Source organism: Paraburkholderia sp. GAS41 (assembly GCF_050436545.1).
In the GTDB taxonomy this organism is placed as follows: Bacteria; Pseudomonadota; Gammaproteobacteria; order Burkholderiales; family Burkholderiaceae; genus Paraburkholderia.
Map to the genome: position 1 here is coordinate 1 of NZ_JBNDMK010000026.1, position 25,914 is coordinate 25,914.

Below are 25,914 nucleotides of genomic sequence, written 5' to 3' on the forward strand. Positions count from 1 at the left end.
CTTTCCACGATTTGCCTAGGCTTGAAACTAGTCACAAGACTCCCTCTTATTTTAATGGGTGTCTCGTGTCCTGAGAATCAAGGGGCTACTCCACTCTGGATCAACGTCCACCCAATGCTGCGCAGGTCGATGTCATCAAACAAACGGCCACGTTACAGGCGACAGACGGAGACATCGAAACTCTGCGGTAAAGAAAGCCGCTCACGCTTCTGAAGGAGTGCGAGTCATCCGTATGCCTGTCGCGATCGCGGCGGCAGAACGCGTGCTGGGGAGCGTTTTACTTTCCGACGTCGTTTGCTTAAAAAGGCGATATTCATATGATAATCGGCAGGGAGGCACAAATCCCTATTACCGGCCATCGTGGAGAACGCCGACCCACACGAACCTTTGAGCCAACGTGGCCGGCGTTTGATGTTTAGGGTAAATCGGACGCTTGCTGGCGCCGTCAGCCAACTGCTCGGCCTGATCAGGCCTTCGCGCTGTACTAGGGGCGATCAATCGTGAATGGTCCATTGCGATCGTCACGACTGCCGCCTGAGGAGTGCGGTGAGAGCGACGGTGAGTTGATAGCATCTCCCTTTCTCTTGACAGGGTTTGCAATGGGTCCACCCTAAATATGAGTAATCTTGTATATTGGACGGAATAGTTGCGTGGCTTGATCAACGCCTCGCCATTAACTGTCCGCGTGCTCTCGCAGTTGCAGACAGGTCGAGTGTCTACGCGCATTTGAGTCCGATCGACAACGGTGCTGAGCAACCACGGGGAGCAAGCATGAAGAAGACCGCCGCTCTCTTGTTGATCGTAGGGTGCCACTTTGCAAACGCGGAAGGACCTTCGCAAGTAATTCTTCAGTGCGACGGAGAGCAATGGGGAGAAGGTATTAGCGCCCCCAAAGACGCGTATGTTCCTTCGAGAGAGTCAAACGTGGATGGCGTGTACACCATGCAAGGCGACGCCTTGGTCGAAAGCCTTGGTGGCAAATTTCCCGACCAGCGATATATGCTAAGTAGCGCCACAGGGACGAATTACGTCTTTTCCAGCGACTACACGGTAGCGCGTCGGCAGTACGTTAGCGACTGGCTGGCATCGACCGACGTTGATCCATCGACCGGACCATTTTCCAAGAAGTATCCAAATAGCGTTTGGGGATTGCAGACCGTCACGGTTAACCGCGTGAGCTTGCGATTGGAAGAGGAGTTACTCATGGGGTACGTCCGCTCCCATTACGACCAAAAGTTGAACAGTTTCGTCTATGCGCCGTTTTTGGTTTCAACCCGGTATGCGGCTGGTTGCAAACTAGAAAAGCCTAAGATCTAGCACGGTGGAGAGCCGGACCGCACCGCGCAGGATAAACCGCTAGCGCCAGCGTCGTGCACCGGCAGAGCGCCAAAGGACCGGTAAGTATCCCGATTTCAGGCGAGCTTGTATCGCCAGCTCATGAACGTACACAAGCACTCCGTGTCTGGGAAAAGCGTTCGGCGACTGATGCCATGACGATATAGAGAGTCAAGGATAAGTGAGCGCCTCTTGGCGGGAATACGTATCTCGGTGAGATGCTTGACGGTCGTGGGATTGGTATCGAGCGGGACAAAGGCCTTGGATCGTTGCGAAAACCGGTGGAGTGTGAACCAACCGTGCTGCGCCAGAATGCGTGGATTGTTTAGGCGGGGTTGAAAGGCGCGGGTCACGTCTACCTTGAATGGATCCCTGCTATAGAGGCCCTCTTTTTGCAGAGTGTCCGCCTCAAGCGCGTACACGAATGCGTCGCCGGTTTGTCTGTCTTGACACGCGAACCACAGCACCACAAGTGGATTGCTGGTCCAATCGAGCAAGCGGGTCTTGAGTCCGAAATGTTGCGCGACCACGAGACGATCGAGTTCAGTGGGTTGCTGCATTTCGGGAAAGGAAGCACCCAACAGGCTCAGTTGGCCAAGCACCATACGTTCTTGCTCGGTGGTACCCAGTCCCATGGCACTCCTGATCCATCTGTTGCAGGAACAGGCGGAGGTACTCGTCGGCATTGTGCGCACGGCAGCGCAAGCCGCCAACGACGTGGATGAAACGCTGCTGGCCGGCAGACTGCCAACCCGTTCGATCCTCGGTGGCATTCGCCACGATCTGGTGCGCCTGCAGCGCCTGCTGGCACCTGAACCCGCCGCGCTTTTCCGACGCGTCAATCGGCCGCCGCACTGGGTTGTGGAAGAAGACGCCCAATCGTTCAGACAGTCCGCCGAAGCATTTTCCCTGACGGTGCTTGATATGGCCGGACTTCAGGAGCGCATTAAGTTGCTCGAAGAGGAAATCGCCGACCGGGTCGCCGAGCACACGAACCGCAGCGTGCTGATTCTCACCGCCGTTACGGTTATCGCGCTGCCGGTCAACCTGATCTCCGGTTTGCTGGGTATGAACATAGGTGGCTTGCCGTTGAAATACGACAGCCATGGATTCTGGATCGTCGCTCTTATCGCGCTGCTGTTGACTAGCGTGGCCGCCTGGCTGATTTTCCGCCCACGTAGTGACTGATGCACATCAACTCGCGAACGGCAAAGAAGCGGACGTGGCTCATTTTGCGCGCATAGGCGCCACGCCCCGGCGCGATCGCGCAGAACGTCGGATTGCCGGGCGGGCAGCGCGCTTGAGATCGAGAGGCTGCCTGGCAGCCTTTGGAATAAGCAACCCAAGGTCCGCGGAATGGCCTTCAATAAGCCAGGGTGCGTCGCCCTACGCGCACCCGGCCCCGTATAGCCAGCTGATATTGAGCTAGCTGATCTCCAGGCGCTTCTGTGGCGAAGCCGCCTTCTTCGGCAAGGTCAGCGACAGCACGCCGTCCTGATACTGCGCCGCCGCCGTCGCTTCATCAACATCGCTCGCCAGCGAGAACGACCGGCTGATTGCGCCCGAATAACGCTCGCGTCGCAGGACCCGCTCGCCTTCCTTCAATTCCTTGTTGCGCTCCACCTTCGCGCTAATCGATACAGTGTTGCCGTCGATCTTCACGTCGATGTCCTTTTTATCGACGCCTGGCAGTTCTGCTTTGACCATGTACGCCGTGTCGCTTTCCGTCACATCGAGCTTCATGTCCGCCAGCGGTGCGTCATCGCCCGTTGCGATGCTGCGCAGGGGGCGGAACAAACCATGAAACAGATCCGGTACCGCTTCCATTGAGAACGGCTCATAACGTGTCAAGTTGCTCATCGTAGCTACTCCTCAAAAAGTCCACGATCGCCATGGATGTCACACAGCTTCAAATGACTACTTCATCAACGACTTTAAGTCTCTACGCAGAACGTCCGTTGATATGTATCAATTGCCGCGCGTAAGCGGAGCGGCTCGCAAAACACTGACCTCCATCAATTCCACAAGCCGGAGTCTGCTTATGCTGGAAGTGCCCGCTTGAATCTGCGGAGTCATCTATGCTTACCCGATCAACGGCGTCCATTCACCGGCCGCTCGCCCGCAGGCTCTATTTGGGCGTGGTGCCCGTCGTACGCCTCGGGCGCATTCGTAAGATCGGCGCGCGAGGGACGCCCGTCGAGCATGCGGTCCGGATGAAGCGGTTCGACGAAGGAGAATTGTTTTCGCATCTGCTCACGCGCGACGAACTGGGTGTCGCGCAGATCGACCGGGTGGCCGAACGTCTGGCAGCGTTTCACCGCTGCGCCGCCACGCCCTCACCGCGCAGCATGCTGGGGACGGCAACTTTCGCGCGCACACAGATGGAGACCGTGCTGACGTCGCTCGAGCAGGAAGCCCGCTCGCTCGTGCCCGCTGGTTTGCGTCAGTGGTGCGAAAGAGAAGCGGCGCGGCTTGCCGGGCATTTTGAAGCGCGTCGCGCAGGTGGGTTCGTGCGCGAATGCCACGGTGATTTACACCTCGATAACATCGTGCGCAAAGGAAACGACGCTGTCATGTTCGACTGCATCGAATTCAGCGACGCCTTGCGCTGGATCGACGTCGCTAGCGACCTCGCTTTTCCGCTGATGGACTTGCAGGCACATGGCCGCGACGATCTCGCGTCGGCGCTCCTGAACGGCTGGCTGCAACAGACTGGCGACTTCGGAGCACTCCCGGCGTTGCGTTTCTACATCGTCTACCGGGCGCTGGTGCGGGCGCTTGTCGAAGCGCTGAAGGCACGCGGGCCGTCCGCCGTGAACGGTCTCGCGCGCGCCCGGAACTATGTGGCCTGCGCCGCCGGATCACCACGCCGTGCCCGCTATCGCTTATTCGCGCAATGTGGTCGACTCACACTACGATGCGCTGCTAGCGATTACGCGCCGCGTGCTCGAAGCAGGCTATCCAGTACTCGTGGACGCGACGTTCCTGAAACAGCGGCATCGTGTGTCCTTCACCGAGTTGGCATGCGCGTTCGACGTGCCGGTGTTCCTGCTGGATTTCCACACGCCTGTGCGGCAGCTGGCCGAACGCGTACGCAAACGCGCAATGGACCCAGGGCAGTCGTCTGACGCCAATGCAGTTGTGCTGGTCAGGCAACTCGCGAACGAAGAGCCGCTCACGCCCGACGAACCCGCTTTGACGGTTGCTTTCGATACGGACGTGCCGCGTGGCGCGTTTCAGCGCGCGACGTACTGGAAGCCGCTGTTGATCCGCCGGCACCCAGAAACTCCGGTAGAGCACGCTGTTCGCAGCGATACGACCCATTGGCAGACGAGCGGCTGGGACGCGGTTGGTTACCAGAGCCCCGCGTGATCGACAGGCAAGCGCTTGCACAAATTCGTGCCTGGCGATCCCGTTAGCGGATTGCCAGCACCGCAGCCCCCGTCAGCTTTCCCTCGCGCAGATCGGCGAGCGCCTGGTTGGCCTCACCCAGCGGATAACGCGTCGTTTCTATGTCGAGCGGAATCTCGGCGGCCAGACGCATAAACACAAGGCCGTCTTCCCGCGTGAGATTCGCCACCGACACCACGCGACGCTCGCCCCATAGAAAGTCATAGGGAAAAGACGGGATGTCGCTCATGTGAATTCCGCCGCACACCACAATGCCGCCTTTCACCACTGCCTTCAGGGCGATCGGCACGAGCCCGCCGACTGGAGCGAATAGCAGCGCGGCGTCGAGTTCGTCCGGCGCCGCTTCGTTGCTGCTGCCGGCCCACGTGGCGCCGAGCCGCAGCGCGAGCTGTTGAGCCGCCACGTCGCCGTCACGCGTGAAGGCATAAACTGTGCGCCCCTGATGAAGCGCGACCTGGGCGACGATATGCGCGGCTGCACCAAAGCCGTAGATGCCAATCCGTTGCGCGTCGCCTGCCATGGCCAGAGTCCGATAGCCGATGAGTCCCGCGCACAGCAGCGGCGCCGCTTCCACGTCCGAATATCGGTCAGGCAGATGAAAGCAGTAACGGTTGTCTGCAACCGTGAGCTCGGCGTAACCGCCATCGATCGTATACCCGGTAAATCCCGGTTCATCGCACAGATTCTCGCGACCGGAGAGACAGTAACGGCAGTGGCCGCAGGTATGGCCTACCCATGGCACGCCGACCCGTTCCCCCACACTGAAGCCGCTCACTCCCGGCCCCACTGCCGCAACAGTGCCGACGATTTCATGCCCCGGGATCACCGGCCGCTTCGGATGGGGCAGTTCGTAGTCAATCAGATGCAGGTCGGTACGGCAAATACCGCATGCGTGGACATCGATCAGCAACTGGCCCGCAGCCGGCACAGGATCAGGAAGCAGCACGTCGCGCAGTGGCCCTCCGGTGTCATCGAATACCATTGCGCGCATCTCACCCCTCCCTTGCGTGACGGTTGGCGTTGGCACAGTTGTGGGAGGCGGTCTGCCTCACTTTGTCGGTTACGCACTTGATCGCAATCACCTGAATATAGTCGCGAACACGCGCACCGGCCGACAGACGACTGATTTCATCGCCTACCATACGTGCCAGATCGCCTTCGCTCAGTGCCGTCCCTTGTGCGATCTCAAGCAGCGGAACCAACAGTTTATCGCGAAGCATGACGGAACTCCCGGTGGGAAAAGATACGGCGCGCAGATCACTCGCAGAAACGGATATAGCCGCTATGCAACAGGACCGGCTTGCCGCCGAGTTCACCCAGCATCCGCTGCGCGGCGTGTTCGATCGCACCCCGATGGGCCTCGAACGCACCGATCAGGTCGTCTTCGCGCAGCGATGCAGCGCTGAAATGATCTTCCAGCGCTTCAGCCGTGATCGCGCACCGGATCCGTTCACCATTGATCATGGCAGGGAACACCAGAACGGGATCCGGCCCGCCATACTGCGGGCGCTCCTGAGGAAAAGTGATGTTCATCATGTCGTACCTCGGTTCGTATGCGGTCCTATGCTCACCTGCCCGGCAAGGCCGAGCGACCGCGCAATGGAGGTGTTACTACATTGCTGGCAAAGCCATGGGAAATTCAATGTAACTCCTGACTGCCTTGGCCCCATGCACGCTCTCCGCTGCGACACAGATTGCACGTCGTTCTTCCTCCGACTGGACAACGGCCCACAAATGCACGATACCTTGCTTGACAATCACATTCTGACTGGGCTGCGCCCAACGACGATTGCTGCGTTCGCCAGGTGCTGCAACCACAACCGCTGGGGTCATCACGTCGATGGCATGCATAAGTCTCTCCTTAAGGAAATATGGTGACCGTCACTGCACTTCACCTACTACCCCGCGAAAACCTATCTCGGCACGCCTGATCTGATCCGCGCATATTCCGTAAGTCCACGCCGGGTCGCCATTACTCGCGTACATGCCGCGACACATGCCCTTCAGCCGGACTGTCGTCGTGCCGCTCACATCGGTGCTTCGCTCGGCCCAGAAATAGGCAATGCCCGATTCGTGGGGCACTTCGGTCTCGATGAGCGAATCGTTGAGGCGGCTGATCGGCGTTCTCGAGTAAAGATGCACATAAAGCCGGGTGCTGTTCCATATCTGATCGGACGCCGCGCGTGAACTACAGGTCACCCAGGCCTGTTCTCGCGCCTCTTCAAGCTGCGTTTCGGTATTCCGGAACGCAATCATCTGGCTTGCCGTGGTACAGGCCGCAAGACTGACCGTCATCAGCAGGAATAGCGCCTTGATCAAGTCGACCGGCAGGCGGATGCATTTCATATCAGCTCGCTTAGCGCCCAAATTGGTTGGATCGAGTTTCGCGCTGACAGTCGTCGACGCAGCAAGGATTTCCGGGAAAACAGGCGGACTGGAAGCATAAACCGGCTGCGGAATAGCCCTGGTCTTTTAGCGCGTGTCAGCGACCTATATGACCGCACAGGTGGCGCTCGCCTGCGTATATCGTGGAAACCAGTCTATGTCCAGGTTCGTCGCCCGAATTGACCAAGATCAACCGCACCGCGTATGAATGGCATCGGTTCGTCGGTAACGCGGATGGGCCACCTTCTTGATCTGACTCGATAGCACCAATAGCGCCTCTCGCGAATAGCTTACCTATCGGCAGCGGCTCGCGGCAAAGCTCAACCGACTCGTAAAGATAAGAGGCTGCCGCGCGTGAGTCGATTGACTCAGATCAATCACGACGGCCATCGGAAAGCTACAGTCCTCTACGAAAACCATTGCTGGTGCGCAAAATTCAGATCGAAGCGCCGCAACAAGGTGTGTCGAAGCCATCCACTGAAACACCTCGCCGCCGGCGCCCTGCGTCCCGTGAAGGTTGTCGCACCGGAAGTGCGTTCTACGCCAGGAGCGACCGCGTCGACGCAGCCGTTTCATCGTAAGCCACGCGCCGTAGAACCCTGAGGAACCTGAAATGGACGCCCGCTCCACGCCGGCTATCGTTGAAAATCCCACGCTTATGGACAGGACTGCGGTATCCGCCGCCACCGAATCCTTCCGCGCGCGCGATCATGCGAAAGAAGCCATGATCGCGCGCATGGCCGGGGGCCTGTCGCCCGCGTCGCTGCGAGCAGCGCTTGCCGACTGGCTCATTCATCTCGCGGCGGCGCCCGGCAAGCAACTTGAACTGGCTTCGCTCTGCGCGCAGAACGCGCAGCGCATCACTGAATGCATGGTTCATTCCAGCTATTGCAATCAAATGACCTCATCTGGTCGCGCATCGTCCACGTCTATTTGCTGGGCGAGCGCGCACCGATGATCGACCTGATGGCATGGAACGCAGATACCACGCGCATGCCGTACCGGATGCATTCCGAGTACCTGCGCCGCCTCTTCCTGAACAACGATCTGGCATGCGGCCGGTACGAAGTCGACGGCCGTCCGGTATCGATCCGCAACATTCGCGCGCCGCTGTTCGTGGTTTCGACGGAGCGTGACCATATCGCGCCGTGGCATTCGGTCTACAAGATCCACACGCTGTCGGATACAGAGATTACATTCGTCCTCACCAGTGGCGGCCACAATGCCGGGATCGTCAGCGAGCCTGGGCACGCACATCGCTATTTCTGGATCCATCGCACCGCCGCGGACGATCTGCGCGTGAGCGCTGACGAATGGCTTGCTGCGAGTGCATCGCAGCAAGGCTCATGGTGGCCCGCGTGGACCGACTGGCTGAAGGCTCATTCAAGCCCGCAGCGCGTCGCGCCGCCCGTTGCCGCGTCCGATGCGCGCGGGGGGCCACTCGGCGATGCGCCCGGCACCTATGTCTTCCAGCACTGAGGGGCTCACATGAACGACATCCTGTTGCGCAATCGAACCTTCGACCAGCTTGAAATCGGCGAGTCCGCTTCGCTCGTCAGGCTAGCCGAGCAAACCGACGTCGACCTGTTTGCGGCCATGTCAGGCGATGTCAATCCGGCCCATACCGACGCCGTCTTTGCATCGGGCGATCTGTTCGGGCACGTGGTCGTGCAGGGGATGTGGACAGCCAGCCTCATTTCGGCCGTGCTCGGCACGAAACTGCCAGGTCCCGGCACCATCTACCTCGATCAGAATCTGCAGTTCAAGCGTCCGGTCGTGCCAGGCGATGTCATCACCACCACGGTTACCGTGAAGGAGAAACGCGTCGAGAAGCACATCGTCCTGCTCGATACACGCTGCGCCAACCAGAAGGGACAGGAGGTGCTGCTCGGCACCGCCACCGTGATCGCGCCGAGTACGCCGGTTGCCTGGCCGCAAACACTCCGTCCGGATATCGCGGTGCGCCGTCACGACCGGTATGAGGCATTCATCCGCAACGCCCGATCAAGTCCCGCGCTACGCACGGCGATTGTGCATCCGTGTTCGGTGGATGCGATCAGGGCCGCCATCGAGGCACGTGACGAAGGCTTGCTCGATCCGCTGCTGATTGGGCCGGAAGCCAGGATCCGTGCCGCCGCTGAGGCTGCTCACATCAGCCTCGAAGGTGTAACGATCGAAGCCGTCGAGCACAGCCATGCAGCTGCTGCGCGCGCGGTCGAACTGGGCGCCGCCGGTAAGGTCGACGCGTTGATGAAAGGCAGCCTCCACACTGACGAACTGCTTTCCGCAGTGGTTGCATCATCGTCGAACCTGCGAACCGGACGAAGGATCAGTCACGCGTATGCGATGGACGTCCCGGCGTATTCGAAGCCGCTGATCGTCACCGACGCGGCCATCAACATTGCACCGTCGCTGGAACAGAAACGCGATATCTGCCAGAACGCGATCGACCTTTTGCATGTGCTGGCCGTTGAAGTGCCGCGCGTCGCCGTGCTGGCCGCCGAGGAAACGGTCAGCCCCAGAATGCCGACGACACTCGACGCCGCCGCACTCACAGTGATGGCCGCGCGCGGACAAATCACCGGTGCGCTGGTCGACGGGCCGCTCGCCTTCGACAATGCGATCAGTATGGCCGCAGCACAAGTCAAGGGCATCAACTCGCCCGTGGCCGGTCAGGCTGACATCCTGCTTGTCCCCGATCTGGAAGCCGGCAACATGCTGGCCAAGCAATTGATGTACTTCGCCGGCGCCGACGGCGCCGGCGTTGTGCTTGGCGCGCGTATTCCCATCATCCTGACCAGCCGTGCCGACACCCTGCGAGGGCGTCTGGCCTCTGCAGCCCTTGCCAAGCTGATGGCGGCACATAACCGGCGACGGCTTGTCCGATCATGAGCACCCCGGTGCCGCTTACGTTCAAACCAGGCTCGTCCAGGTTGGGCTTTTGCCATCGCCGCTGATCGGGAGCTTATCCCCTGAAGATATCGAACGGCTCGATCATCAGGACCTTCCGCACGCCGATATAGCTGGAGATGGCGGCAGTCAGCACAACCATGCCTTGCGCTGCATGCCGAAGACAAAGGCACCCACCAGCCCCGCCAGGATGCCGAGAATCGAAAGGGCAAAAATGATCCTGGTTCCCATTCTGTGCCCTTGTCGAGACCGGTGATGCGCCCGTCTTCCATATGGATGATCCGGTCAGCGTATTCGTTGATGTGCGCATCATGCGCCACGATGACGATGCAACGATTCTGATGCGGGATATTCTCCTTGACGAAGGCGATGATCATCCTTCCTGTGTCGCCGTCGAGCGACGCGGTGAGTTCGTCGAGAATCAGGATCTGCGCACCGCTCACGATCGCACGCGCGATCGCCACACGCTGCTGTTCGTCCCCTGAGAGCTTGACTGGCAATATCTCCCTGCGGTTTTTCAGGCCGACTTAAGTCAATCAGGGGCATAGGAATCATTCCCTCGCGGGATCCCCTGAAATCTATGAGCTGGCGTCGCCCCGAAAGTAAAACGCCCAGCGATACACGACGAGAAGTTGTATATATGCTGGATCGCGCAACGACGCTCGACGCCGCCGTGCGGGCCCTTGCACTTGCGCTCGAGGCTCCGAACGAGGACGCGAGATTTGCACTTAAAGGCATCGAGTACAAGGCATTGCGCGACAAGCACGGCTTTACCGTCACGCTTCACGGCCTCACGCTTTTCGCCCGTATACGAACACGTGCTGGACCGATCCGGCGAATGTCCCGATCTCTTCGCACGGATTCATCTGTGCCTGCCAGATGATGGCGGGAAGGCGGGTGAGCCCATCATCAATCTTCTGATCGCAGACACCGGCGATTATTCGGACGATGGCAGCACAAGGTTGGGCTACAGCACTTTCGATGTCACCGGCAAACCCAGCGATCTCAACCGATATCGGCTTTCGGTCTCCATTGCGCAAGCCTTGCAGGCTACTTTGCCAGTGCTCTCTACGGTAGACGGCGCGCTTTCCTCTGCGAAGACCGAACACAGTCCAGCGCCAACGGAACCACTGCGCGCCGCAAGAACGCTTCCGCAACGCTGCCCAGCAACGATCGCGCTATCCCATGCCGGCCTTGAGTGCCCATCACCATCAGGCCGGCACCCTGGCGTTGCACGCAACGCGCGAGGCAGTGAGGGATATCGTCCGCTGCATCCTTGGTCTCCTCGATTTCCGTGTCACCGGGCACGCCACGCTCAGCCATAGCGCGGCGCGCCTCCTCGAGGGCAACGCGGCCGTCTTCACGCAGCACTTTACGAAGCTCGTCCGGATCGAAGTAGCCCGCGTACCGGGACATGCACCAAGGATGGACGACATAAACCACGTGAAGCCGCGCTTGCGTGAGCTGAGCAAATTCGAGCGCCTCGTACAGCGCCCATCTGGATGAGTCACTGCCATCCAGAGCCACGACAATTTTCTGATACATGACCTGGTCCTCACAGACGTTGCAGGCAGCCCTCTCGACGGCTCGATGCTGCTTGCCGTGGCGCAGGTAACTGGAGCGGCGCCTTTCACACTCGCATCGAGCCGCGCAACGAGCCGAAATCGGTGCGAGGCTGCCGCGTCGTCGTCCCCGCAGCAGGACCGAACTCAGGCCGCTCGTGCACAGCCAGGATGCGCGCCTCAACGTCATGCGGGAAGACATTCAGGCTGGCGTTATATCGGTCAACTGCCTCGTCGTACGCCTGTCGTGCGACGTTGATCTGCCTGTCGACGCCCCCCAGTTGCCTCGCCAGCGACCGGAAGCGGGGATCTTTGTGAAAGCGCCTGTCATTGCCGGACTCGACCAGAAGACCTGATAGCGCGTCGCCCAATTGTCGTTGTGCGATCTTAAACCGCTCGAATGCGACCCGATCAACCATCGTTTCCGGCGCTGTCCGGATGCAGTCCAGGTCGGCTTGCGCGTCCATCACTGCCGCGACCAGTGCATCGGTTCGATTCGACACGGGCTGTACCAGCGTGATCAGTTCCCTCGCGAGCTCGGCACGCTTCTGGTAATGCTGAAGAACCTCCTTCAGAGCCGCGCTTACCTCTGCATCGTCCGCCGGCACAAAGCGAGGCAGGCAGCCACCGAGCAAAGCGACGGCCACGAGCGACATGACAGCCCATGCGATAGCTTTCCTCATGTCTTAACCTCGATGCGAGTCGGCACAGTCAGGTCTCTCGCTGCAGACCACATCAGGGTCGTAGTAACCGGCGCACGGAGAAGCGCACCAGGGATTGACGATATAGACGGGATGAAGTCGCCCTGAGAAAGCGCAGCGACGCAGAGGCGCTTCGTGCCAGACCTTTTATATTCCCGGCATCACCGGATAAGGTTCCGTATGGTCTTCCACCCGCTTCACGCCGGGAATGCTCTCTGCCGCAACGCGAACGGCCTCGACTGCCTCCATCGAGTGAAAGATGCCCCACAGGTGCACAACGCCGTCGTTCACGACAATGTTGCGTCCGGCGAAGGCCCATTTGTGGCCGGCCAGCTCGCCCATCAGCGTCGCACGGATATCCGCATCCGAGAGGACCTCGTCCGCCACCGGCTCTTCGGGAATACTGGCCAATGCCTGAACCAGATTGGCACGGCTCACGATACCGACAAGCCGACCCGCCCTGGTCACGGGAACCCGCTTGATATGCCGTTTTTCCAGAATGCCGGCCACTTCGCCCAGAGGCGTGTCTTCGCTCACGGAAACGACTTCGACAGTCATCACGTCTCTAACTTTCGGCGCATGTGTCTTGATGTAGTCCCTGGCGTCATCAGTCGACGAAAAAAGCTCAAGCCACGACGAACGCTGATGTGCGTCGGTGCCGAGTTCTACCCGGCGCAGCAGATCGCCTTCGCTGATCATGCCTGCGACGCGCCCTCCCGCATCTATAACCGGCGCGCCGCTGATTCGTTTATCGACAAAAATTCTGGCAACTTCGCGCACGGTCATGTCAGGCATGACGGATATCACGTTGCTGGTCATTACATCGGATGCACGCATGGCTAGTCTCCTGAACGGTCTCGTTCCTGATTTCCCGACGAGGCCAGATCGTCGCTACACTGCGCTGGCAGGTAGTGCAGTCGCTTGCCATATCGTAGGCGCGAGGCGCCGTGACATTCGACAGGCGATCTGGCTTCGTGTGTATTCAGGTTATGCGCGGAAGCGGTCCTGCCATTTGACATGGATCATTCACGCGGCTAAACCGATAGCGTCTTCGACATCTTGAGCTGCACCCAGACCATGCCTTCGCGCAACCCGGCGAGCACCGCGTCACACTCGGACGGGAAAATTCTGCTGTGTGTGAACGCGTGTTTGAAAACGCCCTCAGGCGTATTGTGGCTAAGCTGGATCACGCAGTCGAAGCCGCCGTCTACCCGATGTGCAACCGCCGACACCGACCAATCGCTGTCGCAGACGTTACCCGAAAGTGCCATGAGTCACTCCTGTTTGCCCGGCCGCGCGAAGCCCAAGCCGCCCTAACGAGGCGCGCCTGGCCCCTTGCGGCAAGTTAGCCAACCGTCAGATCGTCGACGACCGCATGCACCCCCGGCGCCGACCATGCCGCCCCGCGCACGGCCGACCGCTCGGCGAGGGAATCGACCTTACCCGTCAGCGTTACCGTGCCTTCATGTACCTTGATAGTGATGTGTTTTGCCTCGCGTTCGGCATGACGCTGGAGCGCCTCGCTAATCTGCTTGCCGATATCCTGCGCGGCGGCGTCACCGCCGATACGCATCATGTTCGACACGCCCGTCACACCACGCATGTGCGAAACGGTCCGCGTGGCGACATGGCTGTGATAGGCACAATCCACCTCGCCGCTCAACGTCACCCAGCCCTTCTCCACCTGAACCTTGACAACGTCTTCATACAGACCGACGGTCCAGCGCAAAATGGTACGAACGGCATTGGCGATGTCCTCATCGGTCCGTACGTCCGCATGCTGCAAGCGGATGTCCATCTCTACCACGACCGCTTTCACGCCGGCCACCCGTTGTGCAGCCTTTTCCGCCGCGAGTTTCTCAGCGTAGCTGGTTGGGTGCCCGGACAGCGTCACCACACGGTCACGCACTTCAACCCCGATATCCGTGATATCAACTGCCGGATCCCAGACGAGTTCGTCCTCGACCTGCCGTTTCAACTCCGTGTCCGACTTCATTGCCTGCTCCTTGATGGGTTGCAAAGGCTTCTAAAAATACGGCCGCGCCTCTGCGTGCAGCCGCCGGCGTGACGCGGCACCGAAGCGACGCGGCCTAGGCGAACTCAATGATGACCTTCAGCGCATGCGTCTCGGCCGCGCGGCTGAACGTGTCGTACGCGCTGGCGACATCCTCGAGCTGGAAGCGGTGTGTAATGAGTTTCGCCGGATCGATGCGGCCGGCCCGAACGGTCTTTAGCAGCATCGGCGTGCTGACGGTATCGACGAGGCGCGTCGTAATTGCGATGTTGCGATCCCACAGCGTTTCGAGGTGCAGATCGGCCTTGACGCCGTGCACGCCGACATTCGCGATCACGCCGCCGGATGCGACTATCGCCTCGCACAGCTCGAACGTTGCGGGTATGCCAACCGCCTCGATCGCACAATCGACCCCCGTCTGCTCCGTCAGCTTCATCACTTCGGAAACCGGATCGGCGCGGCCAATGTCGATACATGCAGTCGCGCCGAAGCGGCGCGCGACTTCAAGACGGTTCGGATCACGATCGATCATCACAATCTGTGCGGGCGAATAGAACTGGGCGGTCAGCAACGCTGCAAGGCCGATCGGTCCCGCCCCGACGATCGCCACCGTGCTGCCAGGCTGCACCTTGCCATTCAGAACACCACACTCGAAACCGGTTGGAAGGATGTCCGACAGCATCACCAGTGCCTCTTCGTCGGCACCGGCGGGAATCGGGTACAGGCTGGTGTCGGCGTGCGGAATACGCACATATTCGGCCTGAGTGCCATCGATCCTGTTACCGAGAATCCAGCCGCCGGTAGTGCAGTGTGAATACATGCCCCGCCGGCAATAATCGCATTTGCCGCACGACGAAATGCACGAGATCAACACCCGATCGCCCGGCTTGAACGACGAGACCGCCGAGCCGACCTGCTGCACGACTCCGACTCCCTCATGGCCGAGTACGCGCCCCGGCTCGCAGGTCGGCACATCGCCTTTCAGAATGTGCAGATCGGTGCCGCAAATCGTCGTGCGTGTCATCTTGATGATGGCATCGGTAGGCGCAACGAGCTGCGGAACGGGCCGTTCATCGAGTGATTTCTTGCCGGGACCGTGATACACAAGCGCTTTCACGTACTGCCTCCGTTAATCGAAACGAGCATGCTGTATGACAGACTTTAAGAGAGCGAATGCTGCATGTGCCGATGGTGTCTCCCAATCGCATCATCGTGCGGATTTCCACAGTCATCGCATATGCATGCCGCCGTTGATCGCGAAATCTGCACCCGTGACGAAAGCCGCGTCGTCCGAACAGAGAAACGCGACGAGCGCCGCGATCTCATCGGGCTGGCCGAGTCGGCCAACTGGAATTTGCGGCAATATTTTTGTGTCCATGACGTCCGTGGGAATCGTGGCGATCATCGCAGTCGCCAGATAGCCGGGCGACACCGTATTGACCGTCACTCCATGTTTCGCGACCTCTAGCGCAAGCGACATCGTGAAGCCGTGAATGCCAGCCTTGGCCGCCGCATAATTGGTCTGACCGAATGCGCCGCGAGCGCCGTTCACCGAACCGATATTGACGACACGTCCGAACCGTTGCTCGACCATTCCCTTTAGCAATGGCTTGGTCATATTGAATAGCGAATCGAGATCGGTGCGCAGCACCGCGTCCCAATCGTCCTTGTTCATCTTGGCGAAGGTCGAATCGCGCGTGATACCTGCATTGTTGATAAGAACATCGATCGTGCCAAACTCGTTGAGCACACGTTCGGCGCAATGCGCGCATGAGTCGAAGTCGGTCACGTCCGCCTCGTATGCCTGAAAGCGACGTCCCGCGTCGCGTTCATGCATGAGCCAGGTGGCAACGTGATCGTTGCGCTCGGAATGCGACATGGCAACGACCATGCCGGCATCATGCAAGCGCCGACTGATGGCGGCGCCGAGCCCGCCCATTCCGCCGGTGACAAAGGCGACTCGCTTAGCCGACATGGTGTTCTCCTTGCGTTGAAGTTCATTCAATCTACGCGACGCTCCCAGAGACCGATTGATGTGTATCAAGCGTGCGGCGCTCCGCGGCACATGTTGAAAGTGAACGGCTACCACGCCTGCCAGAACGACATTCAGGCACCGGTCCAGGTCTCCCTGATCAGCAACACGGGACACGTCGACTGCCGTACGAAACGCTCCGCGACACTGCCGATCACCATGCGTCGCATGCCGCGCCGCCCATGCGTGCCCATCACGACAAGGTCGGCGCGGAGCTGATCGGCGCAGCGAGCGAGGCAAGTAGCAACGTCCTCGCCGATACCTTGCGTCTCGATGATCTCGGAATCACCCGTCACAGCGAGCTCCTGCATCTTTGCGCAAGCCTTGTCGAGGAACCCGCGTCCGACCTGCCGCGCCGTGTCGGTCAGCAGATGCGGATCGCAGGCACCCGCGAACGTGAACGCCGCCGACTGGTCCAGCACATGGACCGCCGTCAGCTTGCCGCCCGACAGCCTGGCGATCCGGATGGCTTCGTTCACCGCATACTTCGACGCTTCACTGCCGTCCACCGCCACCAGAATATTTGCGTACATGACTCCCCTCCTCATTGAGGCGACAGGAAAGACAGGCATAGCGCCGCAACGGACACAAGCTTTCCTGACGCCGTGATTAACCCGGGCGTCGGTCGAGTTTCCGCTCAGCGACATCGAATGCGGTCCGGACCGCTATGTTCGGATCGGCATTCAGGCAATGCTCGATCGGGACGAGTTCTCCGTTACGCATGATCAGGTCAAGCCGTGCGTCGAAAACCGGATGGCGAATCCCGGCAGCGGGCGCGCTGGCTCCGGCAACTCCCGACCGTTCACGAATGGCCTCGATCGCCAGGTGACAACCCGCGATAGACCTGCTGAACCGTTCGAGGCGCACCAGTTGGGTAGCCGCCTCGCCCTCGATCTGCGACGTCCCGGCAAAGCCGAGATACACGATTTGCATGCCGACACCCATCTCTGTTCTCCCAGACATGCCGCGATTTCTCTGGTGAGGCCGGCCTCTTTCGCGACTACAGGAAGATCGGCGGTACATCGTTGCCGGCAATGTCCGGCGGCGCTGTTGATTCCACGGCTTCTTTGCGGAACTTCAGTTTAGTTCGTCGGATGTGCGCGGCCGGTCGGGCTTGCAACTCTTCGCAATCAGGTCGCCCCGATAGCCACGTATGCCTGACGGCATGATTGAATGATCGGCGCGAACGGCGCGTGACAATTGACTTGTGTCAACGCATTGCTAGCTGCACACCGGGCTGCCACATGTTCCGAGCCTTCGGCTGGCAAACGGCAAACAGCGTAAGCTAGCAGGGCTACGCTGTCCCGCCGGTCATCGGTGACTTACAACGTTCGTCTGGAGATGCCGGTGGATTTCGAATCGAACGATGCGAAGCGCAAAACTGGCACGCCAAACGACTCCGACGTCCTAGTGGAGGATCGCTATCAGTTACTGATCGATGCTGTACAGGATTACGCGATTTTCATGCTCGGTCCGGCGGGCCGTGTAGCGAGCGGGAACAACGGCGCCCGCAAGATCAAAGGGTATTCCGCCGACGAAATCGTCAGGCGCCATTTTTCGCTCTTCTATACGCCGGAAGACGTCGCCGCGGACAAGCCGGGCCGTGAACTGACCCTTGCTGCGGCGCGCGGCAGGGCGGAAGATCAGGGCTGGCGCGTACGCCAGGACGGATCGCGTTTCTGGGCGGACGTCACGATCACCGCAGTCTATGACCCGTCCGGCGCGTTACTCGGCTTTGCCAAGGTCACGCGCGATATGACCGAACGCGTGCGGCTTGCCGAACTCGAGCATGCCATCGAGCTATCCGCGCAGATTCAGAGTACGCGCGAAGACGAGCAAAAACGCATCGCCCGCGAATTACACGACGATCTGGGCCAGCAACTCACGGCGCTAAAAATGGGCATTGCGGCGTTGGAAGGACAACTGACAGCCAGCAACGAGAGCCCTGCCGCGCTCGCCGCAACGGGCGACCTGCAACGGCAGATCGACACCATGATGGCATCGCTGTGGCGGATCGCCTCCAACTTGCGCCCGCCGATGCTGGACGACCTCGGTCTGGCCGCTGCGCTTGAGTGGCTTGCTGACGACTTCACGCATCGCTACGACGTGAAGACCACCGTTCAGGTTCACGTTGACGATGCCACACTCACGGAATCTGCCTCCACCGCGATTTTCCGCATCGTGCAGGAAGCGCTGACAAACGTGGCGAGGCATGCCCACGCAAACGAAGTGCGGATTGCCATTTACGCGGGCGCGGATACCTGCACGGTACGCATTGAAGATGACGGCCACGGCGCCGAGATCGACGGCGAGCGCAAACCACGCTCGTTTGCGGCTCAGATGCACCATCCAGGCCAGCGAAACGGCGAAGCCGGCCACCATGCATACGTATAACGCCCGGCCCATCTGATGAAGCATGGGCGAGTCAACGGCCAGTTCGAGATAAAAGGCGGGAATGGCGAGCAGGCTGGAGCCAAACAGGATCCACTGCAACCACCGCCATGTGCGCACCGACCGTGCGTCGTCATGCGGATCGACACCACCCAAGCCGGCTACGCGAAAACCATCGTTCATCTCGCCAACGCCTCCGAGGTTACAACGCTCAATTGCGACGCCAATCCCGTCCGGCCCCCGTTCATGACATCGCCGCTTCGGTAATCGGAAAAACGCCACCTGCTGCTCCAGCGTATGAGTTCGGCCCCGGCGGACTTTGATACGGATCATAAGGTTTCGAGATGTGCCGACACACAGCCTGCAAACGCCAGCAGCACGCGAACCAGGTCGCGCGATGTAAGGCAATCGGGCACGCCCTGATGACCGCTGCTTGATCCAACTCAATCCGATCGCCGGCGCCGCGGGTATGTTGGATCGATGTCCGGTGTGCACATTCGGGCAGCCCGCGACATTCGGTTGGCGACGAACATGAAAAGGAACATCGACGTGCAAAACTCTGACCCGATTCCCGAACGGTCCCTCACCGCTGAAGTTGATAGCTACGATGCAGAGGACGGCAAGTTCTACCTCGTCGGTGGCGGCATCGCTTCATTAGCGGCGGCGGCCTTCCTTATCCGCGATGGGCACGTACGCGGTTGCGACATCACGATTCTGGAAGCGCTCGACAAACCTGGCGGTAGCCTCGACGGCTCGGGTTCGGCGGAAAGCGGCTACATCGTGCGCGGCGGCCGCATGCTCGAAAGCAAGTATTTGCGCACCTATGATCTTTTCTCATCGATACCGGCGCTGGACGGCAGCAAAAGCGTCACGCAGGAAATATTCGAATGGAACGAAACCATCAGCACCTCGTCCAGGTCGCGGCTCGTCAGAAACGGAAAACGCGAAGACACGCCCTCTTACGGGCTGGATGAACATGACCTGCTGACGCTGGGCCGCCTGTCGATCGAACCAGAAGTGATGCTCGGCAACAGCCGCATTTCCGATCATTTCGATGTGTCTTTCTTCGAAACCAATTTCTGGTTGATGTGGTGTACGACGTTCGCGTTCCAGCCGTGGCATAGCGCGGTCGAGTTCCGGCGCTATCTCCTGCGCTTCGCCCATATGTGCTCCGGATTCAACCAGTTGCACGGCATCATGCGCACGGTCTACAACCAGTACGATTCGATGATCCTGCCACTGCGCCGCTGGCTGGACGAGCATGGCATTGCGTTCCGGCCGAACACTCAGGTGACCGATCTGCTGTTCGACGAAAGCGGCGCGGAGAACCGCGTCCGCGGCATTGTCTGTGAAACCGCGCATCAGCGCCTCGAGATACCGGTCGCGACAGCAGACAAGGTCATCGTCACACTAGGATCGATGACCGCCGGCTCCAGCCTGGGCAGTATGGATCACCCCGCGCCTTTGACTACCGTCGACAGCACGGGCGCCTGGCCCTTGTGGAAGACGATCGCCGCGGGCCGGCCCGAATTCGGTCACCCGTCCGTTTTCGCGGATCATATCGACGCGTCGAAGTGGCTGTCGTTCACGGTCACCTTGCGCGACCCGGCGCTGTTTCGGCGGATCCGCGACCTGACCGGCAATATGCCGGGTGAAGGCGGCCTGATTACCTTTCCCGAGTCAAGTTGGCTCGCGTCCATCGTTTTGCCGCATCAGCCGCATTTCATCGGTCAGCCTGCGGACGTGCAGGTGCTGTGGGGCTACGGATTGCGGGTCGACCAGCCCGGCGATTTCGTCGGGAAGCCCATGTCGGCATGCACCGGCCGCGAAATTCTGATCGAAATTCTTGGTCATTTGCGGATCGAAGCAGACGCAGCGCGCATTCTCGAACACGCCAACTGCATTCCCTGCCTGATGCCGTTCATCACGAGCCAGTTCATGCCACGCAGCCAGGGCGACCGGCCGCATGTGAGCCCTGACGGCTGGCAAAATCTTGCGTTCACGGGGCAGTTCTGCGAGCTGCCCGACGATGTTGTCTTCACCGTCGAATACTCGGTTCGTTCAGCGCAGAACGCGGTGTACGCGTTACTCGGACTCGATCTTGCCGCGCCAGACGTCTACAAAGGCCAGCACGATCCGCGAATCGTGTACAAGGCGTTTTCAGCGTTGCGTGATCGCTAGCGTTCGCTACCCTGCTTCCCGCTAGCATCGTGTGGCCCAGGTGCGCCGCTCTCGAAGAAAACCGCGTCAACGTCTTTCAGCGAGGTCATGCAGTGGACATCGACGGATCGCCGCAAATCAAAGGCCTTCGTGCGCTTCTTGGGCGTCTGAAGGAGCATCCGCTGGCACGCGTCGGTCCGGGTCTCATCACCGGTGTCGCCGATGACGATCCGAGCGGCATCGCCACCTATTCGCAGGCAGGCGCGCAGTTCGGCCTGAACATGCTCTGGACGATGCCGCTCGCCTTCCCGTTGATGGCAGCCGTCCAGGCGATGTGCGCGAACCTTGGCCGGGTAACCGGAAAAGGACTCGCCGCCAACATCAAGAGCGCATTTCCGCCGGTCGTGCTTCAGGGTGTCGTGTTGTTGCTGCTCGTCGCCAATGTCCTGAATATCGCTGCCGACGTCGCCGCCATGGGTGAAGTCGCGGAACTCGTGAGCGGCATCGACCGCCATCTGATGACGGCCTGCTTCGTGTCCGGAACACTGCTGTTGCAGGTATTCGTCCCCTACCACCGGTATGTCTTCTTTCTAAAGTGGCTGACCTTCTCGCTGCTCGCCTATGCCGCCGTGCTATTCACGGTTCACGTGCCGTGGAGCGAAGTCGCGCTGCGCACGCTATGGCCGCACCTTACGCTGAACGCCAACGCGGCGGCGGTGATCGTTGGCGTGTTCGGCACGACGATCAGCCCTTACCTCTTTTTCTGGCAGGCGTCCGAAGAGGTCGAGGAGATGCAGGCGCATGGCGGCAGCGCCGCGCTAGTGAATGACGCGGGCGCGGCGCCCACAGAGCTTCGCCGCATTCGCTGGGACACCTGGACCGGCATGTTCTATTCGGACGTCACGGCTTTTTTCATCATTCTGGCGACCGCTGTCACGCTGCATGTGGCCGGTGTGACCGACATCACCACCGCAGCGCAAGCCGCGAGCGCGCTGCGGCCGCTTGCCGGTAATTTTGCCTACATCCTTTTTGCGCTGGGTATCCTCGGTGTCGGCCTGATCGGCGTGCCGGTGCTCGCCGGCTCCGGCGCTTATGCGCTCTCCGAGGCGATGGGATGGCGCGAAGGTCTGGAGCGTAAGGTCCGAGATGCACGCGGTTTCTACGCCATCATCGCCGTCAGCGTGCTGGCGGCACTCGCCATCCAGTATTCGCCGATCAGTCCGATGAAGGCTTTGTTCTGGAGCGCGGTCATCAACGGCGTCGTGGCCGTGCCGTTGATGGTCGTGATTCTGATCCTCGTGTCCAGAAAGTCGGTCATGGGCGCGTTCACCGCCAGCCGGCCGCTCGTCGTTCTCGGCTCGATCGCTACGCTGGTGATGGGCGTGGCCGCTGTCCTGATGCTGCTGCCGTCTTAGACAGTCCGATCGCCTTTGCTTCCCTTCCAGAACTATTCAAACGCCGGCCCCGGCACCCGCCGCGAGCTCCACGATATCGGCCGTGATCTCGTCCTGACGAACCTGCCGGTAGCGTTGCGTAAGGTCGGCAAGGGTCTCCTTCACATTGGCGCGCGCGGCCAGCATCGCGCGCACGCGTGCCTCGATTTCGGCGAGTTTTCCGCTCATGGCGTGTTCGCGCTGCTTGCCGTGCCGCTAGCGGCTGCTGGCGCGAACTGCTGCACCAGTTCGCTAACTGCAGCAACCAGCACCGCTTGAACGTCGGCGCTCAATGGCATGCGCGAGGACCGCGAAAAGCCCGCCGCGATCTGGCTTTGCAGGCGCTGGCTCGCCAGAGGTCCGGCCAGTTGCGTTCGCACTTGCACGACAATTTCGCTCGGCACTGAATCGAACACCCCTTCCGCCAATGCTGACAATTAGAGCGATCTCTTCGAGCGTGCTTAGCGTGCTTAGCGCGCTGAAGCGCGGCTGCGCGATCAACGCACGGATACGTTCCCCGCGGGCTATCTTGCCGGCGACATGCGCATCCGTCAGCCCACCGAAGCGGCTGAACATCTCCAGCTCCAGAAACTGCGCGTAATCGAGGCGCAGCGCATCGACGAGAAGTACACCCGTTTCGACGGGCTCACTGACCAGATCGCGCTCGATGTCTTTCCCGGCCGGCTCAATGGGGCCGAAGGTCGAGGCGGCGTGCGAGTTCGTCTCGCGCACTGGCCGGCCGGCAGTCATCGGCTCGCTCGATCACATCGAGGCGATGGCAAACGGCACGGCAGGTACGCGCGTCGTGTGCGCGTAAACAACGTTTGGCGATCGGGTAACCCGTGATCGAACCGGTTAATGCGGCGCTCGAATCGAGCGTCCGCTATCTCGCCGCCTATCTGGCTGGGCGTCGCATTCCCGTCCGGATGAAGTATCACGCGCTACCGCGCCGTTGATCTTGATCAACGCCGGCAACGACCCGGCTCCTAGACTCAGATCACGCGTTCAAGCGCCACTCACCCACTTCTGGAGCACTGCAATGACTTACAAGACCATCGTCGTTCACCTGGATACAAGTGAGCGCGCGCACCCCAGGCTCGAATTCGCCCTGCGGCTCGCCAAGCAGTTCGGCGCCCATCTGACCGGCGTGTTTGCCGTGTTCACGCCCGATCCGCGCTCGCTCTACGTTATGGCCGGAACCGCCGAATACTACGGTGCGCACGAACAGTTGCGCGCGGAACGCCGCGGCGCGCTCGAACGGCTCTTTCGTGCGGAATTGAGCCGTGCGGGAGTTGCCGGCGAGTGGATCGCTGTCGACGCCCCGGCTAGCCTCGCCGTGCCGCAGCGCGGCCGGTGCGCAGACCTGATCATTGCCAGCCAGGACGACCCGCACGATCCGGAATCGTACGTCGGCGATTTTTTCCCTGAAAACCTGATCATGTCCGCAGGCCGGCCGGTGTTGCTGGTGCCGTACGCCAGCAACGTCACGTCATCCGGCGCGCACCTGATGGTCGCCTGGGACGGTAGCCGCGAAGCCACCCGCGCGGTACACGATGCACTGCCGTTCATGCGCGCGGCGAAGACCACCACGGTCGTCACCGTCAACGGCGAGCGGAGCGAGCCGCGCGTGCGCATTCCGGGCGCGGATATCGCCACGCTCATCGCGCGGCACGGCGTGAACGTCGAGGTCAAGGATATTGAGGTCGGCCGCGATGCCTCGATCGGGGACGCGCTGTTGTCACAGGTATCCGCGATCGGCGCGGATCTGCTCGTGACGGGTGCTTACGGACACGCCCGCTGGCAGGAACTGGTGATGGGCGGCGCGACCCGCACGATCCTTAGATCAATGACCGTGCCGGTACTGATGTCGCATTGATGAACCGGAACGTCGAGTCAGTTCCATTCAGGAGAGAATTCACCATGTATCAACAGATTCTGGTTGCCGTCGACGGCAGTGAAGCGTCCGGACGCGCCCTGGACGCAGCCTTGCAACTCGCGCGCGATTCCGGCGCAAAATTACAACCCCTGTTTGTCGTAGACGTCCCGTTGATGTCATACGACGTACCCGGTTACGACCCTTCCTACGTCCGCACGGCGCTGCTCGAGGAAGGCGCGCAGGTGATCGAGGACGCAGTGGCGAGCATGAAGCGGGCCGGTGTGGAGGGCACGCCACGCATCGCCGAAACCGACCTGGCGGGCGACGACATCGCCCATTGCATACTGCACGCGGCAAGCGATTTCAAGGCCGACCTGGTGGTCATGGGCACGCATGGACGGCGGGGTTTCCAAAGGCTGGTGCTTGGCAGTGTCGCAGAACGTTTCCTGCGCATCGCGCAGTGTGCGGTGCTGATGATCTCGGCACACAGCGCCAAACCTGTGGCAAGCGACGCCCATGTAGCTGAACCGATCAGGGAGCCGTCATGACCTGCAAAACCCTGCTGGTGCATCTCGACGACAGCATCCATAGCACCGCGAGGATCGAGTTCGCACTTGAACTGGCCGGCCGGCACAACGCGCATCTGATCGGCCTGTATGTGGTTTGTCAGGATCTGACGCAGCCGATGTTTCTCCACGGCGAACGCGCACTGGTCGCGATTCGCGAAGCGCAACACGAGGCCAATCTTAAAGACGTGCAGGCGCGCTTTCTGGCGGCGGCCGAACGGGCCGGGCGCGGTGTGGAATGGCGGGCGCCGGGCGGGCCGGCGGTGGAAGCAGCGGTCTTGCACGCACGCCACGCCGACCACCTGATCCTCGGTCAGGATGATCCCGACGATCCCTCATCCTATATCGCACGCCACTTTGTCGAGGACGTGTTGATGAGCTCGGGCCGCCCTGCCATTGTGCTGCCCTATGCCGGGGCCGTCCGTTCGTTTGCCGAAAACGTGCTGATCGCGTGGGACGGCAGCCGAGAGAGCGCCCGGGCGATGGCCGACGCCTTGCCGCTGATCAAACGCGCGAAATTCGTCACCGTGATGACCCTGCAGCGTCACCCGGACAGTGAAGCCTCAGCCGGCATCGACGTCGCCGCCTGGCTTGAACGGCACGACATCCAGGCGGGATTCGCGGCCGCGCCCAAGGTGGCCGGGGTCCCCACGGGTGCGCTGCTGTTGAACATGCTGGCCGATCATCATATCGATCTAGTGGTGATGGGTGCATATGGGCATACGCGCGTGCAGGAACGGCTGCTCGGCGGCGTCACACGGACCATGCTTCAGTCGATGACCGTGCCGGTGCTGATGTCGCACTGATCTGGCAATTCAGGAATTGCGCGAAAAAAGCCCTCGCACAAATTAAAGCGCCCGGTTTTCAGGGCGCTTCTTTTTTTGGCGCCTCGGCCCCCGGCACGGCTCCCATCGCGAGGTGACTGCATACTGGCACGATCCGTGCAAACCGCGCACAATGGGCGACGCATACGTTGTTCCGGCAGGCCGCAGTTAACAAAAATCACCGTGATTTTTCCCGATCCGCGCCGCGCTTGCGCCATCAGTCAGCGCGGCGGATTGCCTACCATCCAATGAGGCGCACATGCCCTCTCGCGGTAGCACGCCATTCGCTAGAAAATCGCCTTTATCCACGCGGG

General features: G+C 60.7%; 27 protein-coding genes and 6 pseudogenes. 14 read left to right on the forward strand and 19 right to left on the reverse strand.

The annotated features are described in order from the left end of the window. Positions 1-771 precede the first annotated feature (771 nt). Positions 772-1,317 (forward strand): hypothetical protein, encoded by a 546-nt coding sequence (locus P3T43_RS28240; protein ID WP_429284303.1) that lies wholly within the window; start codon positions 772-774, stop codon positions 1,315-1,317. A gap of 95 nt (positions 1,318-1,412) precedes the next feature. Here the strand turns inward: P3T43_RS28240 and P3T43_RS28245 are convergent, their stop codons facing one another. Continuing rightward, positions 1,413-2,078: an FRG domain-containing protein gene (locus P3T43_RS28245; protein WP_429284391.1), complete on the reverse strand. Its 666-nt coding sequence runs from the start codon at positions 2,076-2,078 to the stop codon at positions 1,413-1,415. Here P3T43_RS28245 and P3T43_RS28250 point away from each other — a divergent pair. Continuing rightward, complete coding sequence (locus tag P3T43_RS28250; protein ID WP_429284304.1) at positions 1,969-2,523, forward strand: CorA family divalent cation transporter; 555 nt, start codon at positions 1,969-1,971, stop codon at positions 2,521-2,523. The genes P3T43_RS28245 and P3T43_RS28250 overlap by 110 nt on opposite strands. 237 nt (positions 2,524-2,760) lie before the next feature. On the opposite strand, the gene P3T43_RS28255 is transcribed toward P3T43_RS28250, so the two are convergent. Continuing rightward, entirely contained in the window at positions 2,761-3,195 is a 435-nt protein-coding gene (locus P3T43_RS28255) for an Hsp20/alpha crystallin family protein (RefSeq protein WP_429284305.1), read from the reverse strand. Positions 3,196-3,548: 353 nt separating this feature from the next. On the opposite strand from P3T43_RS28255, the pseudogene P3T43_RS28260 reads away from it, so the two are divergent. Beyond that, positions 3,549-4,004 (forward strand): annotated as a pseudogene (locus P3T43_RS28260) (phosphotransferase); the annotation flags it as partial. 172 nt (positions 4,005-4,176) lie between these two features. Further along, positions 4,177-4,707, forward strand: coding sequence for an AAA family ATPase (locus tag P3T43_RS28265; protein ID WP_429284306.1), 531 nt, complete (start codon positions 4,177-4,179; stop codon positions 4,705-4,707). Positions 4,708-4,750: 43 nt separating this feature from the next. Here the strand turns inward: P3T43_RS28265 and P3T43_RS28270 are convergent, their stop codons facing one another. From P3T43_RS28270 to P3T43_RS28290, 5 genes are all read right to left on the reverse strand, one after another. Next, entirely contained in the window at positions 4,751-5,737 is a 987-nt protein-coding gene (locus P3T43_RS28270) for a zinc-dependent alcohol dehydrogenase family protein (protein WP_429284307.1), read from the reverse strand. Position 5,738: 1 nt separating this feature from the next. Beyond that, positions 5,739-5,966, reverse strand: coding sequence for a DUF3562 domain-containing protein (locus tag P3T43_RS28275; protein WP_429284308.1), 228 nt, complete (start codon positions 5,964-5,966; stop codon positions 5,739-5,741). A gap of 37 nt (positions 5,967-6,003) precedes the next feature. Further along, complete coding sequence (locus P3T43_RS28280) at positions 6,004-6,279, reverse strand: DUF1488 domain-containing protein (RefSeq protein WP_429284392.1); 276 nt, start codon at positions 6,277-6,279, stop codon at positions 6,004-6,006. Positions 6,280-6,357: 78 nt separating this feature from the next. Then, positions 6,358-6,597, reverse strand: coding sequence for a BON domain-containing protein (locus P3T43_RS28285; protein WP_429284309.1), 240 nt, complete (start codon positions 6,595-6,597; stop codon positions 6,358-6,360). A gap of 30 nt (positions 6,598-6,627) precedes the next feature. Then, the gene (locus tag P3T43_RS28290; protein ID WP_429284310.1) at positions 6,628-7,092 is read right to left on the reverse strand and encodes a hypothetical protein; all 465 of its coding nucleotides are present in this window, start codon (positions 7,090-7,092) and stop codon (positions 6,628-6,630) included. 697 nt (positions 7,093-7,789) lie between these two features. On the opposite strand from P3T43_RS28290, the gene P3T43_RS28295 reads away from it, so the two are divergent. From P3T43_RS28295 to P3T43_RS28305, 3 genes and pseudogenes are all read left to right on the forward strand, one after another. Then, the gene (locus tag P3T43_RS28295; RefSeq protein ID WP_429284393.1) at positions 7,790-8,089 is read left to right on the forward strand and encodes a poly-beta-hydroxybutyrate polymerase N-terminal domain-containing protein; all 300 of its coding nucleotides are present in this window, start codon (positions 7,790-7,792) and stop codon (positions 8,087-8,089) included. Beyond that, positions 7,999-8,610: pseudogene (locus P3T43_RS28300) on the forward strand (poly-beta-hydroxybutyrate polymerase); the annotation flags it as partial. The gene P3T43_RS28295 and the pseudogene P3T43_RS28300, both read left to right, overlap by 91 nt. Before the next feature lie 9 nt (positions 8,611-8,619). After that, entirely contained in the window at positions 8,620-10,023 is a 1,404-nt protein-coding gene (locus tag P3T43_RS28305) for a bifunctional enoyl-CoA hydratase/phosphate acetyltransferase (protein WP_429284311.1), read from the forward strand. Positions 10,024-10,277: 254 nt separating this feature from the next. Here P3T43_RS28305 and P3T43_RS28310 read toward each other — a convergent pair. The 10 genes and pseudogenes from P3T43_RS28310 to P3T43_RS28355 all read right to left on the reverse strand — a co-directional run. After that, positions 10,278-10,568 (reverse strand): annotated as a pseudogene (locus P3T43_RS28310) (ATP-binding cassette domain-containing protein); the annotation flags it as partial. 541 nt (positions 10,569-11,109) lie between these two features. Then, entirely contained in the window at positions 11,110-11,586 is a 477-nt protein-coding gene (locus tag P3T43_RS28315) for a universal stress protein (protein WP_429284312.1), read from the reverse strand. Positions 11,587-11,671: 85 nt separating this feature from the next. Further along, positions 11,672-12,259, reverse strand: a complete 588-nt coding sequence (locus tag P3T43_RS28320) for a LemA family protein (protein WP_429284313.1) — start codon at positions 12,257-12,259, stop codon at positions 11,672-11,674. Between the two features lie 192 nt (positions 12,260-12,451). Next, a complete protein-coding gene (locus P3T43_RS28325) occupies positions 12,452-13,141 on the reverse strand; it encodes a CBS domain-containing protein (protein ID WP_429284314.1) in 690 nt (229 codons plus the stop codon). Positions 13,142-13,338: 197 nt separating this feature from the next. Next, a complete protein-coding gene (locus P3T43_RS28330; RefSeq protein WP_429284315.1) occupies positions 13,339-13,575 on the reverse strand; it encodes a UDP-glucose 4-epimerase in 237 nt (78 codons plus the stop codon). 74 nt (positions 13,576-13,649) lie between these two features. Next, positions 13,650-14,300: a BON domain-containing protein gene (locus tag P3T43_RS28335; RefSeq protein WP_429284316.1), complete on the reverse strand. Its 651-nt coding sequence runs from the start codon at positions 14,298-14,300 to the stop codon at positions 13,650-13,652. A gap of 94 nt (positions 14,301-14,394) precedes the next feature. Further along, positions 14,395-15,435, reverse strand: a complete 1,041-nt coding sequence (locus tag P3T43_RS28340) for a zinc-dependent alcohol dehydrogenase family protein (RefSeq protein WP_429284317.1) — start codon at positions 15,433-15,435, stop codon at positions 14,395-14,397. Positions 15,436-15,546: 111 nt separating this feature from the next. Then, positions 15,547-16,293, reverse strand: coding sequence for a beta-ketoacyl-ACP reductase (locus P3T43_RS28345; RefSeq protein ID WP_429284318.1), 747 nt, complete (start codon positions 16,291-16,293; stop codon positions 15,547-15,549). Positions 16,294-16,424: 131 nt separating this feature from the next. Beyond that, positions 16,425-16,883: a universal stress protein gene (locus tag P3T43_RS28350; RefSeq protein WP_429284319.1), complete on the reverse strand. Its 459-nt coding sequence runs from the start codon at positions 16,881-16,883 to the stop codon at positions 16,425-16,427. A gap of 76 nt (positions 16,884-16,959) precedes the next feature. Then, a complete protein-coding gene (locus P3T43_RS28355; protein ID WP_429284320.1) occupies positions 16,960-17,295 on the reverse strand; it encodes a hypothetical protein in 336 nt (111 codons plus the stop codon). Positions 17,296-17,697: 402 nt separating this feature from the next. Between P3T43_RS28355 and P3T43_RS28360 the strand changes: the two genes are divergently transcribed. From P3T43_RS28360 to P3T43_RS28370, 3 genes are all read left to right on the forward strand, one after another. Then, positions 17,698-18,744: a PAS domain-containing sensor histidine kinase gene (locus P3T43_RS28360; protein WP_429284321.1), complete on the forward strand. Its 1,047-nt coding sequence runs from the start codon at positions 17,698-17,700 to the stop codon at positions 18,742-18,744. A 564-nt stretch (positions 18,745-19,308) separates the two neighbouring features. Next, complete coding sequence (locus P3T43_RS28365) at positions 19,309-20,922, forward strand: oleate hydratase (protein WP_429284394.1); 1,614 nt, start codon at positions 19,309-19,311, stop codon at positions 20,920-20,922. A 92-nt stretch (positions 20,923-21,014) separates the two neighbouring features. Next, positions 21,015-22,316 (forward strand): NRAMP family divalent metal transporter, encoded by a 1,302-nt coding sequence (locus P3T43_RS28370; protein WP_429284322.1) that lies wholly within the window; start codon positions 21,015-21,017, stop codon positions 22,314-22,316. Between the two features lie 36 nt (positions 22,317-22,352). On the opposite strand, the pseudogene P3T43_RS28375 reads toward P3T43_RS28370, so the two are convergent. Both P3T43_RS28375 and P3T43_RS28380 read right to left on the reverse strand, forming a co-directional pair. Beyond that, positions 22,353-22,532: pseudogene (locus P3T43_RS28375) on the reverse strand (F0F1 ATP synthase subunit gamma); the annotation flags it as partial. Continuing rightward, positions 22,520-22,946 (reverse strand): annotated as a pseudogene (locus P3T43_RS28380) (F0F1 ATP synthase subunit alpha); the annotation flags it as partial. The pseudogenes P3T43_RS28380 and P3T43_RS28375, both read right to left, overlap by 13 nt. 49 nt (positions 22,947-22,995) lie before the next feature. Between P3T43_RS28380 and P3T43_RS28385 the strand changes: the two are divergent. From P3T43_RS28385 to P3T43_RS28400, 4 genes and pseudogenes are all read left to right on the forward strand, one after another. Continuing rightward, positions 22,996-23,151, forward strand: a pseudogene (locus tag P3T43_RS28385) (carbamate kinase); the annotation flags it as partial. Between the two features lie 222 nt (positions 23,152-23,373). Next, positions 23,374-24,210, forward strand: coding sequence for a universal stress protein (locus tag P3T43_RS28390; RefSeq protein WP_429284323.1), 837 nt, complete (start codon positions 23,374-23,376; stop codon positions 24,208-24,210). Positions 24,211-24,254: 44 nt separating this feature from the next. Beyond that, positions 24,255-24,758, forward strand: coding sequence for a universal stress protein (locus P3T43_RS28395; protein ID WP_429284395.1), 504 nt, complete (start codon positions 24,255-24,257; stop codon positions 24,756-24,758). Continuing rightward, the gene (locus tag P3T43_RS28400; RefSeq protein ID WP_429284324.1) at positions 24,755-25,582 is read left to right on the forward strand and encodes a universal stress protein; all 828 of its coding nucleotides are present in this window, start codon (positions 24,755-24,757) and stop codon (positions 25,580-25,582) included. Before P3T43_RS28395 ends, P3T43_RS28400 begins: the two co-directional genes overlap by 4 nt. Positions 25,583-25,914: the final 332 nt, after the last annotated feature.

Coding starts and splice junctions, on each gene's coding strand:
- P3T43_RS28240 (WP_429284303.1), top strand. CDS start 772: ATGAAGAAGACCGCCGCTCTCTTGTTGATCGTAGGGTGCCACTTTGCA.
- P3T43_RS28250 (WP_429284304.1), top strand. CDS start 1,969: ATGGCACTCCTGATCCATCTGTTGCAGGAACAGGCGGAGGTACTCGTC.
- P3T43_RS28255 (WP_429284305.1), bottom strand. CDS start 3,195: ATGAGCAACTTGACACGTTATGAGCCGTTCTCAATGGAAGCGGTACCG.
- P3T43_RS28265 (WP_429284306.1), top strand. CDS start 4,177: ATGTGGCCTGCGCCGCCGGATCACCACGCCGTGCCCGCTATCGCTTAT.
- P3T43_RS28270 (WP_429284307.1), bottom strand. CDS start 5,737: ATGCGCGCAATGGTATTCGATGACACCGGAGGGCCACTGCGCGACGTG.
- P3T43_RS28275 (WP_429284308.1), bottom strand. CDS start 5,966: ATGCTTCGCGATAAACTGTTGGTTCCGCTGCTTGAGATCGCACAAGGG.
- P3T43_RS28280 (WP_429284392.1), bottom strand. CDS start 6,279: ATGAACATCACTTTTCCTCAGGAGCGCCCGCAGTATGGCGGGCCGGAT.
- P3T43_RS28285 (WP_429284309.1), bottom strand. CDS start 6,597: ATGCATGCCATCGACGTGATGACCCCAGCGGTTGTGGTTGCAGCACCT.
- P3T43_RS28290 (WP_429284310.1), bottom strand. CDS start 7,092: ATGAAATGCATCCGCCTGCCGGTCGACTTGATCAAGGCGCTATTCCTG.
- P3T43_RS28295 (WP_429284393.1), top strand. CDS start 7,790: ATGGACAGGACTGCGGTATCCGCCGCCACCGAATCCTTCCGCGCGCGC.
- P3T43_RS28305 (WP_429284311.1), top strand. CDS start 8,620: ATGAACGACATCCTGTTGCGCAATCGAACCTTCGACCAGCTTGAAATC.
- P3T43_RS28315 (WP_429284312.1), bottom strand. CDS start 11,586: ATGTATCAGAAAATTGTCGTGGCTCTGGATGGCAGTGACTCATCCAGA.
- P3T43_RS28320 (WP_429284313.1), bottom strand. CDS start 12,259: ATGTCGCTCGTGGCCGTCGCTTTGCTCGGTGGCTGCCTGCCTCGCTTT.
- P3T43_RS28325 (WP_429284314.1), bottom strand. CDS start 13,141: ATGCGTGCATCCGATGTAATGACCAGCAACGTGATATCCGTCATGCCT.
- P3T43_RS28330 (WP_429284315.1), bottom strand. CDS start 13,575: ATGGCACTTTCGGGTAACGTCTGCGACAGCGATTGGTCGGTGTCGGCG.
- P3T43_RS28335 (WP_429284316.1), bottom strand. CDS start 14,300: ATGAAGTCGGACACGGAGTTGAAACGGCAGGTCGAGGACGAACTCGTC.
- P3T43_RS28345 (WP_429284318.1), bottom strand. CDS start 16,293: ATGTCGGCTAAGCGAGTCGCCTTTGTCACCGGCGGAATGGGCGGGCTC.
- P3T43_RS28350 (WP_429284319.1), bottom strand. CDS start 16,883: ATGTACGCAAATATTCTGGTGGCGGTGGACGGCAGTGAAGCGTCGAAG.
- P3T43_RS28355 (WP_429284320.1), bottom strand. CDS start 17,295: ATGGGTGTCGGCATGCAAATCGTGTATCTCGGCTTTGCCGGGACGTCG.
- P3T43_RS28390 (WP_429284323.1), top strand. CDS start 23,374: ATGACTTACAAGACCATCGTCGTTCACCTGGATACAAGTGAGCGCGCG.
- P3T43_RS28395 (WP_429284395.1), top strand. CDS start 24,255: ATGTATCAACAGATTCTGGTTGCCGTCGACGGCAGTGAAGCGTCCGGA.
- P3T43_RS28400 (WP_429284324.1), top strand. CDS start 24,755: ATGACCTGCAAAACCCTGCTGGTGCATCTCGACGACAGCATCCATAGC.